General features: G+C 62.1%; 5 protein-coding genes. 1 reads left to right on the plus strand and 4 read right to left on the minus strand.

The window, feature by feature from the left end:
* Nucleotides 1-47: 47 nt before the first annotated feature.
* The 4 genes from OXH56_16685 to OXH56_16700 all read right to left on the minus strand — a co-directional run bounded on the left by OXH56_16685 (nt 48) and on the right by OXH56_16700 (nt 10,932).
* Nucleotides 48-1,667: a hypothetical protein gene (locus OXH56_16685; GenBank protein MCY3556947.1), complete on the minus strand. Its 1,620-nt coding sequence runs from the start codon at nt 1,665-1,667 to the stop codon at nt 48-50.
* Nucleotides 1,668-1,784: 117 nt separating this feature from the next.
* Complete coding sequence (locus OXH56_16690; GenBank protein ID MCY3556948.1) at nt 1,785-3,674, minus strand: BamA/TamA family outer membrane protein; 1,890 nt, start codon at nt 3,672-3,674, stop codon at nt 1,785-1,787.
* A 55-nt stretch (nt 3,675-3,729) separates the two neighbouring features.
* Complete coding sequence (locus OXH56_16695) at nt 3,730-8,523, minus strand: translocation/assembly module TamB domain-containing protein (GenBank protein ID MCY3556949.1); 4,794 nt, start codon at nt 8,521-8,523, stop codon at nt 3,730-3,732.
* A 102-nt stretch (nt 8,524-8,625) separates the two neighbouring features.
* Nucleotides 8,626-10,932: a hypothetical protein gene (locus OXH56_16700; protein MCY3556950.1), complete on the minus strand. Its 2,307-nt coding sequence runs from the start codon at nt 10,930-10,932 to the stop codon at nt 8,626-8,628.
* A gap of 438 nt (nt 10,933-11,370) precedes the next feature.
* Here OXH56_16700 and OXH56_16705 point away from each other — a divergent pair, with 438 nt between their 5' ends.
* Nucleotides 11,371-11,901: a metal-dependent transcriptional regulator gene (locus tag OXH56_16705; protein ID MCY3556951.1), complete on the plus strand. Its 531-nt coding sequence runs from the start codon at nt 11,371-11,373 to the stop codon at nt 11,899-11,901.
* The last annotated feature ends 196 nt before the right edge of the window (nt 11,902-12,097 follow it).

The following is a 12,097-nucleotide window of genomic DNA, read 5'->3' on the forward strand; positions in this document are numbered from 1 at the left end:
CGCGGTTCCGGTCCTCGGCTGCTGGCAACGGCCCAGGTCCTTGGCTGCTATGCCTTCGACAGGCGCTTGAGCACTTCCCGGTTCAGGACGGCCTTCAGGAATCCACGCCAGTGGCCGTTGGGGTCTCTGTCCGCCGACCGATAGGGATCGGTGCCCATGTACAGGGCGCCGCCGTCCTTGTGCGGCTTCAGGATCACCGCGGCCGTACCATCGCCCCACCGTCCGATGATGCGCACGTCGTCTTCGATTTCCGCCGGTCGGACCCGCCACTGGTGCGCGTCGAGCGCGGCGCCTTCGGGCAGATCGGGCCAGCCGGCGGTCAGCAGGATCCGGTCCGGATCGTTGAGGACGGACTCCGCTTGTATGCCGAGCAGGCGTGCCCGCGCGTCGCCGGGACGCATCCCCTCGTCCAGGCTGAAGTCGTCGGCCGAACCCACGATCCATCCGCCTGCCCGCATGTAGCGGATCAACCGTTCGACGACCGCGTCTTTGACCGCTGGACAGGGCGTGCAGCAGAGCCATTCACACCCGGAGAGTTTGTCTCCGTCCGATACCTGGTGATCGGACGCGTACCCGATTTCCTGCCCGGTGCTCTCTTCGAGGATGGCATGGGGCGTCCATACGTCCAGCGCCGGCACGCGGCTCGCGAAGGAATCGTACGAAAGCAGGCATCGGTATCCCGTGGAAGGCGCATCCGTACGTTCCTTCTCCGTCACCGATCGGCTCAGTGCGGAAATCGCCGCCCACTGCTCCGGATTCGATTCCGACAGGGCTCTGCCTCGTATGGCCCGGCCATCCCACCAGGCGGTATCGTCCCAGTTATGCCAGCCAACGGCCGATACCCCCGGCGCGCAGGCCGCACCCGTCCATTCCCGCAGCTCCCGCAGCGTGGCCTGGTACCTGCCCCGCATCATCTGCGAACCAACGACCATCCAGACGTCCTTCTCCGCTAGAGACCCGGCCGCGCGCGCCGCCCAGCGGATCAGTCGACCGGAATCCGTCGCGTACTGAACCGGCGGGGATCCCGGATCGATGATGACGAAGTCCAGCGCGCGGGCTGTCTGTTGAAAGTGGACCAGCGTTTCGGCGGGCAGGAGGGCGTCGAGATGGAATGCCATCGTCGTCTTCAGGTTCGATTTCACCTTCTTCACGGCCCGGACCACCTCCGCCGTAAACAGCGCATGCTGTTCCATCTGCCAGATCCTGCGCCCATGCCGGTATCCGTCTTCGGTCATTTCCATCGTCAACAGGCGGCCTTCGACGGACTCCATCACCGGTTGCCAGCGATCCTCCGGGTACTCGCTGCCGCCCGTGGGCGCGTCCTCCAGCTGCAGCGCGTACAATCCCTTGCAGGACCCGAACACTTCCGACACGCGCCGTACATAGTCGAGGCGCCACGCCCGGGTGTCGGGCAAAAGGTACAGGGCCTTCGGGTTGCCGATGTGCAGGATGGACCGGATGCCCGCGTCCGCCGCTGCGCCGATCATTTCTTTCACCCGGTCCGTCTGGTCCTCCGAGGCCAGCTGGTTTCTCAGGTCGAATCCGTCTCTGAAGACGACGTATTGAAATCCGCCGGCCTTGAGCTCGGCGAAGTCGTCGCGCCATCGGTCCGCGCGGTCAAACTCGTTATAGTATGTGAAAGCCTGCATTCTCGATTTGGCGAACATGTCTCCCTATCCCGGCATGAATCCGTGATTGAAATCGCGATTGAAATCGCGTCGCTTATTGGGTGAATAGGTTTATGGGTGAATGAAGGTACGCGGTAAGGCGCCGTCCGGTCGAAATCAAAATGCCTGTCCGAGACCGAAGTAGAAGAAGGTCCGGTCGTACTTCCTCGAATTGGGCGGGTCGATCTTGCTTTGATTGTGGAAGCCCACGTCGCCCCGAATCAGCCCGATTGGCGAATTCACACGGACTCCCGCCCCGTAACCGAGCAGGAGATCTCCGAAACCGAAAGAACCCACCGTCTTCCCTACCCCGCCCCAGTCCGCGAATACGGCCAGGTCAAACCGGGAGAAGGGTATCTGGACTTCATGCTGCGCGCTGATGGCGATCAGTCCGCCGTCGGGCTGGCCGATCCGGTTTATGCCGAACCCCCGCACCGATCGGTCGCCTCCGATGAACAGTCTGCTGTCGAGAGGTACGCGGTTTTCATTCAGCGCCCTCACGTAGGCGAACGAGACCGCAGTGGAAAAATCCGGCGCGTTGGGAAAGGACAGGTATTTACGGGCTATGGCCCTCACCGTTAGTATCGAGTTCCGGTTGAGCGAGGAACTGCCGAGCAGGGGGCTGGCCACGCTGCTCTGGAATTGACTGTAGAATCCCGTCTTCGGGTTCAGGATATCATCCCGCGTGTCGTACGTCACAAGCCCGGTCAGACTGCCTTCGCGCCTGGACCGGAGGCTGTCGACTTCCGAGCCGCTTTGCAGGAGTTCGGCCAGTTCGTCGCTGAGCGAAGACACCTCGATGTTCTTCAGCGTATAGGTCAGTTGACTGCGGTAGGTGCGGGAGAGTTCGCGGTTGACCGCCACGGACACGCCCGCTTCCTGCTCGGTATGGCTGATACGGTCCTCGCGACGGAAGAACGCGCGCAAGATGCCCGTCGTCCTGGTCCGGAACAACCACGGCTGCGTGACCCCCGACTCGACGTGCTGGAAGAGCGTACTGATCTGACCGTTGGCGCCAATGGTGATCCCCCGGCCCAGCAAATTTCGGTAGGCGACACTGAAGCTGCCCCTGAAGCGTTCGGCCGTGGCGTACCCGGCGCCGAAGCTCACCTCGCCCCCGGGCAGTTCGGTGACCTCCACCACCAGGTCCCGCACCGTGGCTGAGGTGTCGCTCCTCAGGGGAGACAGGCGCACGCTGCGGAACAGGCCCGTCTGGAAAAGCCGGGTCTGGCTCAACGATATCTTCGCGTTGTCGTAGAGTTCTCCCGGTTGGATCTCCAGTTCGCGGATCACTACGTTTCTGTGGGTCTTCCGCAGTCCCCGGACCTGTATCGCACCCACGCTGACGGGATGCCCTTCGATAACACGGAAGTTTACGGTAACGGAATGGTCCTCCTCGTGCACTACGAATTTCGAGTCCACGACCACGTCCAGCAGCGCCCGGCGATCGGCGAGACGCTGGATGTAGCGTTTGTCCGTCGCGGCGGAGAGTCGGAAGAATACCTGGCCTTCCCGCGTGATCAGGTTCTGCCGGATCTCGTCTTCGGACAGATATCCGAAGCCGTTCAGATTGACCGCGCGCACGGTGTACCGCGGACCTTCGTCGATGACGATCCTGAGCGCGACTCGATCCGTGTCAATCTCTTCGCGAACGTGCCGGACCCTTGCATCCAGGAAACCGCTGTTCCTGTAGAAACTCTCTATCGCCGACAGGTCGGTCCGCCAGGTGGCGTTGTTTATTCGTCTGCGTTGCCAGAATCTGGGCCTTAGAAAACTGTCCGTCCTGGTTTCGATCAGACTGAGAATACGGTCCTCGGCGATGGACGCGTTGCCATCGACGACGATGCGATCGACGATATGGGACTGCTGGGCGTCAGCGGGGAAAGCGTACAGGATCGCCAGGAGAAACAGCGTCCGGATCGTTACGGGATACCGCGTCCGGGATGAACCGATACGACCCGATTCGGCAACGGTTGGCTTCGAAGGAAGCCTCATTCCCTTTACCATGTGAAATGCCTGACCGTTTGGTCCCCTGTCGTCCTTACATGCAAAGGCGCTCAGCTTACCGAAACCGGAATTTGACCCGGAGGTCGATTCCATTCTGGGGAAGTTCGCCCGATTGATCGGAAAACGTCTCGATATACAGGAAATCGGTCAGTTGGTAACCGACCCGCAACGAGTATTCCGAAGATTGGAACAGTCGGGTAAAGCTGACCCGGGCGCGACGGTTGATCCGCTTGCTGAGGGTAAGTTGAACCGGCGATCCGGCTTGAATGGCGCTGTTCATCGAGAAAGGATCGCCCTCGACCTGGACTTCGTCGAGATTCAGCAAAGCCTCTGCGAGTGCTTCACCGGTCATCAAAAAGGCCCTGTTTCTCATGCCGGCGTATTCATCGGGCGTGCCCAGGCTGGTGAGTCCGGCCGTGCCGAAAGTCAGCAGGGAGACGACCTCGGGACCGTAGATAACCTCGGGGCCGGCAAGCGACCGGGAACCTGAAGCCAGAATCTCCGTTGCGTTGTCGTCGCGCGGCGCCGCACGCAACTGGGGCGTCACCGTCGACACCGGTCCGGACGCGAGCAGTTCCACTTCGTAATAGGTATCGTGAATGTCGCGCACGCGGGGCGCCCAGGCCTGTATGTTCAGGACCGGGTCGAGCTGCGCCACCGGGTACTCGATCAACGCGGTGAAGCTCTCCAAAGGTACGCGCCTGGTCAGGTCGATCCGTCCGGTTTCCAGTTCGAAGGTTGCGCCCAGGTACCTGATCACGCCGTCTTCCTCGGCGACGGCGTTTCCGGTCAACAGGGGATTCTGCACCGTATTGCCGAGGGCCACACCGCCCTCGACGGTCAGTTGGGCGATATTGTTCTCGACAGCCAGATCGGTCACGTCCACGGCGACGTCCAGCGCGATGCTTTCCAGGAACGGGTCCGGCGTGTCCTGCGGACGTATGATCGCGTTGTCGAGGAGCAGTTCGCCTATATCCAGCGAATGCGTGACCACGCCGGTCACGACGATCGGATCGGCTACATTGTAAATCCGCGAAAGGTCTCTGTTGCCGGTCCACGCAAGCGATCCGTCGATTACAAGCATGGCCGAACCGAGCCGTTCCACTTCAGCCTGGTTGAAACCGGCATAGGCTTCGATTTCGGCGAAGGACAGGTTGTCTGTCAAGAGGTCGCCGGAAACCTGGACCGTGCCGTCCCCGGCGCGGAACGCTGTGGGTTTTAGCGCGAAGGCGCCTCCATCGACGTCGACCTGCAGCACGTCTGCCCGGAACATCGGTTCGAACTCACGGAAACGCAACGCCGCGTCCCGAACGGTGACCTGACCGACCGACCGGGGTGAAGCGGGTGTTCCTCCGATGGACAGGCGGATGTCGGCCTTCCCCTCGATGCGTTCGAGATCGTACACGACGCCGCTCAGGAAAGACAGGTCGATGTCGTCTCCTTCGACGGTCAGGGCGATATCTTCCACACCGGTCGCATCGCCGGTCCTTTCAGTACGGGCCGGGTCATAGGGTATGGAGCCGTGAGCGGTTATGGTATCGCCGCCTTTGCGAATCCTCAGGTCCCGGATGGCGATTTCCCTGCCGCTATACACCATGTGGGCGGCGAGGCTGTCCAGGGAGGCTTGATTGTATCTCGGTTGATCCATGGAAACGCGGGCGTCTATGACCCGGGCGGAGGCCGGACCGGTGACTTCGATCCGGGTATTCACGTTACCGCCCAGGGGAAGGTCGAGATTCGCCAGTGCCATTACGGCGTCCATCCTGATCTGCTCACCCAGGATGACGAAATCGGACGCGCCCGCCTCCGTTCCGCCATCGACGTACGCCAGGCGGCCGTGCATCGAAAGCCGGCCCCGCTCGTCACCGGGTTGGTTGATGCGGCGAAACGTGGCGGACATGGATTCCATATGGATGTGGGCCCCGTCGAAATGCAGCCTGACGGGTTCCGTATTCACCAGCTCGTTCTGGAGACCGAACAGTTTCAGCGAGTCCAGCGCCATGACTCCGTCGACGTCGCTGCGGTCCCGGACCGAACCGTTCACGTCGATCCTGCCCCGGATGTACCCGTCCAGATCGGCGGGAACCACCTCGAAGAACTCCCGCAGGGGCGCCACGGCCAGATTGTTCACGACCATGGACGCCGTGTATCTTTCGCCGGACGGAAGCGACTCCGGTTGGACCTCCGTCGCCCATCGCAGATCGACCGGATAGACAAGATCGATCTCCGATCGTCCCACCGGACTCTGCACGGATAGCATGGGAACCCGCAGCAACCGGTCTTCGTAAAGCGCCGATGCGGCCACCGTGCCAAGCAGGTTGGTTCTGTTTCCTAGTGTATAGCTCACGTTCGATACGGTCAGCTGGCTGTTCATCCTGGGATCCTCCGGCGTGCCCTCCAGGGAGATCACGCCGTCCATGGCGCCGCTGAACGTGCCGGCCGACACCAGGAAAGGCGAGAAGAACTCCAGCTGCACGCCTTCCAGGACGGTTTCAAGGTCGACCGGTCCGTCCGCGGCGAGACTCGCCGTACCGTCGACCGTTACGCGCCCGAAATCGCCCGCCAGTCTGAATTCGTCCACGGTAATGACCTGGTTCTCCAGCTTCACGGTGGAGGGAGCCGCGGAATGCAGTATCCGATCGTTCATCAATACATCCAGCGAATCAAGGGAGACCGTTATGGTGGACAGGTCCGGATACCCGGCCAGTCCCACGGCGTGTACGCTCCCGCTGAACGTGCCGGTGCCGCCTTCGACCGGTCTCTTGGAGAGAATGGAAAGCAGCGGAGACAGCGAAGTCTGCAGCAGATCGACCCGCAGATCGTAGGGGTACTGCCCGGTCAGTTCGAGGGATCCTTCCGCGCGCACGGTGGGACCCGGCACCCGGTTCAGGATAAACGCCAGGCGGTCCGTGTCGATCGTCATTTCCAGATCGGTGTCGCCCAGGTCTTCGTTTTGAATCGCCAGGTTCCGGACGGTGCCCTTCCCCGTTGCGGACGGCTGTTGTATGGTGCCGGAAATCTCCCCCTGCATGCGGAGGATGGCATCCAGCCCCCACCAGGATTCGCTTTGGAGGTAGTCTCCAAGTCTGAGGTCATGCACGTTGAAGTATCCGGACACAGCCCGGTCGCCGGCCAGGTTCGTCCTCGCCCGGAGCTCCAGCCTGTCCAGTACGGCATTGATCTTCAGGTTGCGTCGCTCGTCCAGAAAACCTTCGACTTTCGTTTCGCCGAGGAGGACATCGCCATAGGCCAGATCGCTGACCCAGCCACCGAGCCGAACGGTCGGCCGCCGGAGCGTGCCCAGCAGGTAGAGATCCAGGTCGCCCGAACCGCGGAGTTCTTCGAAATCCAGCGGCGGGGGCAGCTTTCCGACGTCTTGCACGTCGACCGAACCGGTCAGCTGAAGGTTCCCGTCCGTGCCGAGTTGTCCCTCGGTGTTAACCTGGAAAGACGCTTCCCGGAGGTCGGTCCGCAGCAAACCGCGCCGGTACGCGGCCGTCGCCGTTACCTCCCGCAACGGCAGGCCGCTTATGCTCACCAGGGCGGAAGAAGCGCTCAGATCGGCCCTGCGGGGCGCGTCGTCGAAGCCGTCGCCTTCCATTTCGAAGGCCAATTCCACCTCGCCCTCCAGTTCGCTTTCGTCGCCGACGAGGACCGTCGGCAGGGCGGGGAGCGCGATCCCGGGCGACTCCAGCTGCAGGCGGTATCCGGTAGATTCTCCACTGAAATCGAGCCGGCCCCGTCCCGATATCCATCCGGCCTCATGCCTGCCCCGAAACCGGTTGACCGTGAGCACGTCCCGCGCATAGGCCATATCCAATGCGGCCAGGTCGAAGGCGCCGTACTCCGATCGTACCACCGGCGACGTGAACCTGGCCTCGATGGCCGGATCGGACAGGCTGTTGCGCAGCGACCCGGTCATGGTGAAGATCCCCGGCATGGTGTTTTCGAAACCGATGATCCGCAGTATGGCGCCGACTTGTCCGTTCGCGGCGAAATCCAGCGTGGCCGGGTTCTCGTCCGCGGTCGATATCTCGCCGGTCACGTGGTATCTGATCGGGGGGCCGTGGGCGGATTCCATGGTCAGGTCGTGCACCGTAAGGTCGTCCCCTTCGAAATACACGTCCGCGCGCATATTCGTTGCCGCGTCTTCATAGCCCGCAATACGGTAAGCCACGTGCCCCGCGTCGATCTCGCCTTCCACCGTGAAAGGCCGGAGCACGGAGCCGCTGAAACCGACTTCCCCGGCGCTCACCGCCGTGGAATCCCCGGGATCGAAATAGCGGAACGTGCCGTTCCGGATCCGCAGGTCGCGCAGGTCGAAGGGCAGGCCGGACGTTCCCTCATCCGATGCCACGGTCGCTTCCCCGTCCTGCGCCGACTGCCGGTCCTGCGCCGATGCCCCGTCCTGCGCCGATGCCCCGTCCTGCGCCGGGCCTTCAAACAGCAGATCCAGGGAATTCGCCCCGCTGCCGGCGGCGTTTTCGATGTAGGCCATGCGGAATCCGTCTATCCCTACGCTGTAGAGGGGTGCATCGCCCACCGCGGCGTCCCAGATGCTGAAGTCTATCCTGATTTCGTCCGCACCCGCGACTTCCATACCACCCTGGACGTCAGCCAGGCGCAAGGATACGCCCTGCATCGCCAGGTGCGTCCGCAAACCGGTTTCGACGCTTTCGATCGTTACCTGTCCGTTGAGCCGCTCCTGGACGGTCCGCACCACGGCGCGGCGGATCAGGTCATTGCCCCAGCCGGTACCCAGCAGGACGAGAACGGCCAGGCTCGCTGCCAGCGTCAACGCGGCGAGCAGGCCCAGTCCCATGGTCCATATGTTCAGCTGTAGTTTCATCGTGCCATACCGAAATGTGAAGTCCGAAGCCGCCAGTCCGAAGCCGCCAGTCGAGAACCACCGGCCAGAGGTTTCCAGCCTGAAGCCGCCGACCCGAAACCGTCAGTCGAACAGCTTGTGGACGAAACGGGTCCTCAGCGCCCTGGCCGCCCATTCCATGTTCCGTTCTATGTCCCGCCGCAGTTGCTCGTCCGGTCCCGCGCCGTCTCCCTCCTCGTATCCCAGGCGACGGGCAAGGAACAGAAACTCCTGGGAAGGCCAATCCGGAAGGACAAGGTCCCGGGCGTTGCCGCGTACCATGCGCAGGGCGTTGATCAGCCGGACGAGGAACCGGTATGCCCGGTCCAGCATGCCGCGCTCTTCGTCTGAAAGGAGTCCGGCCCGGTTGAGGGCTTCCATGGCCTCCAACGTGTTCGGTCCGCGGACGGAGTCGTTCCGGGCGCCGTAGAGGATCTGCAGGTCCTGCACGAAGTACTCGATGTCGATCAGGCCGCCGTAGCTGTATTTGACGTTAATGGCGCCGGTTTCGACCAGTTCGTCGTTCTGCCGCTCGCGAAGATGGGCCCACGACCTGCCGTCGACCGGGACTTCGTGGTATACAAAGGCGTCGCGGGCGGCCTCGACGTTACCACCCAGGAGCGGATCGCCCCCGATGGCGCGCAGCTTGATCAGTGCATGGCGCTCGTAGGGCAGGGCGCCGCCCTTTTCGTTGAAATACGCGTTGAACTTCTCCAGGGACGAGGCCAAGGCCCCTTTTTCGCCGTAGGGCCGGAGCCGCAGGTCGATCTCGAACAGGCCTTCTCTCCGGGATTCGATGGTGCTGCAGATCATGCGCACGAGCCGCTCGTAGTACTCCGAATTGAGCACGACGTGGGATCCGCTCGTACTGCCCTGTCCGGCGTAGACGAACATCAGTTCGATGTCCGAGGCCCAGCCCAGTTCCCGGCCGCCGCACTTTCCCAGCGCGCAGATACTGAAGACACAGGGCTCGCCGGAGGGCAGCGTGGGCTCGCCGTATTGCCGGCGCTGCTCCTGGTCGCAGATGTCGTACGCAGATTCGATAACCACCTCCGCCAGCGTGGTGAGTTCGCGGGAGAAGGCCTGGATGTCCTGCTTCTTCTCCAGGATCTGGCGCATGCTGATCCGGAGCATCTCCTTGTCCTTGTACCGGTTCAGCAACTCTTTACGGCGGGCGTAACTTCCGACCTTCGACAGCCGCGCGGCCAGTTCTCCTTCCATCTGCTCCCGCGACCTGACGATACCGACCACTTTGATGTCCTGCAGCACGGGGAACAGGTTCTTGTACTGCATCCTGAGAAAATCCTTCCACAGGAAATCGCTCGTGCCGAAGAGGGTTGCCATCGCGCTGATCACTTCCTGTTTCTCCAGCTGGTCGAACATCTCCTCCATCGCCCGTCCGGGCGGTACGTTAGCCAGGACCTGGTCGATCAAATGGTTGAAGTGTTCCAGGGCCTGGGCGGGATTCGGCGCCCGGGTCAGCAGATGGGTAAACTGCTTGATGAGCGTGATCACGAACCGCAGTTCATGGAGTTTCCTCGGATCGGTTATCTTTCCGCCGCGCCGGTCGGTCACCTCGAGCGTGTCCTGCACCTCGACCCCGGCGGCCGCGATATCGATCCTTCGGATGTTGATGTCGCGCAGTGCCAGGGCGGTCGAAAGGGCGTACAGGAACGCAGGGGTGTCCTGGCCCGTGATGTCCAGGCGGGTCGCCCCGGTCCCGTTGTCGTTGTCGATCGCCACGCGCACCGGGAACATGGAGGAACGCCCCGCGTCCTCCTCGTGACGAAGGTAGTCCACGACGCGCTCGTTGATCCTTCGCTGCAGCGCCCCCGCGCTGTTCATCCGCAGGCTGTGCATGGCATCCTTGATCTCCCGCGTAATGGCGGACCAGTCCGGAGGTGCCTCCGACGACGCGCGCACGCGGAAGACATCCACGATTTTCCGCTGCGTCCTCAGCGACGCCGAGGTGATGTCCGGCGGCGCGGCCGGCATACCCGGACGTATGCGGCGGCGCCGTCTCGGCCGCAATGACCGCTTGCGCCCTTCAACCGCAGGCGACGCGTCGGCGTAGGTGAACACGTCACCCCGCCTTATGCTCAGTCCATTAGACGCCATAAGGCCGGAAAGGATCGAGATTACCGACAGGTTGTCGAAAGCCACGACGGTAAGCCGCCACGTGGAGTCGTCCAGGGGCTCCACGTCGATCTCCGCAGCGCTGTCCGGACCCAGCCCGTTGATCATTTCGATGTGTCGCCGAACCACTCCGGGCTCGTATCGCTCGAAGTAGGCCGGCTCCAACCGGTCGAGATGATCCCTGATCAACGTATCCGGCAGATCGCTGCCCTTGAGATGCGCCGATAGTTCCGCGAAGGGTATCGTATTCGTCATGCCGAGGTTCCGGGCTTATGGTCAAGGGCACAAAACGCCTAACATACATAATATATCCAACCTTACCGTAAACACAACCACGGAACACATTTAGGTACACGCGCCCGGGCGTGCGCGTGCATGCGTGAGAGGGCGGGACAGGGCAGAACAAGGCGGGCAGTCGCAGCCAGGAGGGACCGGGAGCGACTAGGCCGGGCCGAGAGGGCGGAAGCAGGCGTGCGCGGGGGCGATATGGCACGGCCATGCGGGATCCGGTGAGACCTGGGTGTGAGCAGGCGACCAGGTGAGGCCGGGCGGGACCACTGATAAATTGGCGGAATGTCCACTTTTTTCTTGACAGTCCCACGAAAGGTTTTATTATTCGATGGCATATTTGACAAGCCAAACTTTTTATTGCGCTGGCAACACGATGGTTGCCATAACGAATCGGACAGTGAGATGGATGTCTGGAGAGAATTCGAGCACAACGAGATCACGCACAGTGGCGCGCACTACCTGATGACAGTTCAGCAGTTGATCGAAGAACAGGGATATGCGCGGGTTTCGGACGTGGCCCGGGAGATGCATATCACGCCCGGCAGCGCGTCGATCATGATCAAGTCGCTGCGGGAAAAGGGATACCTTGAAGAGGACAGGAACCGGTTTTTGCTGCTGTCGGACGATGGAAACCGACTGGCGCAGTCGGTATGGTCACACCGCCAGATCCTTATCGCCTTTCTCAAGGGCGTCCTGCATATCGACGCGGAACAGGCGGAAATCGACGCGTGCAAGATCGAGCACCTGATCAGCACGAAGACGGGGGAACGGTTGCTGCTCTTCCTGCAGTTCCTTCTGTCGGACGACCCCGACGGCAAGGCGTTCCTGAAGTCCTACTGGGATGCCAACGTGCTGTCGATCTGCGATTTCGAGTCCTGCGCGGTGTGCGAGGAAGTGGGCGAATGCCTGGTCATCCGATCGGAGTCGGCGTGAGGGAAGTGGAAGCATTCGGTGTCCTGGCGGCGGAACGCGTGCTGCCAGTAAATGAAAAGGGACTATCGCGACATGGCCCGGCAAGCCCGGCGATAGTCCCTGGCAGGACTTGTGTTACAGTCCCTGAGGGCGGTACGGACGTACGCGACCCTCTTACTCTATAATATACATTGGCCGCTCGAACGGGTCAATGCAT

The organism is Gemmatimonadota bacterium (genome assembly GCA_026702745.1).
Lineage (GTDB): Bacteria > JAAXHH01 > JAAXHH01 > JAAXHH01 > JAAXHH01 > JAAXHH01.

Coding starts and splice junctions, on each gene's coding strand:
- OXH56_16685 (MCY3556947.1), bottom strand. CDS start 1,667: ATGTTCGCCAAATCGAGAATGCAGGCTTTCACATACTATAACGAGTTT.
- OXH56_16690 (MCY3556948.1), bottom strand. CDS start 3,674: ATGGTAAAGGGAATGAGGCTTCCTTCGAAGCCAACCGTTGCCGAATCG.
- OXH56_16695 (MCY3556949.1), bottom strand. CDS start 8,523: ATGAAACTACAGCTGAACATATGGACCATGGGACTGGGCCTGCTCGCC.
- OXH56_16700 (MCY3556950.1), bottom strand. CDS start 10,932: ATGACGAATACGATACCCTTCGCGGAACTATCGGCGCATCTCAAGGGC.
- OXH56_16705 (MCY3556951.1), top strand. CDS start 11,371: ATGGATGTCTGGAGAGAATTCGAGCACAACGAGATCACGCACAGTGGC.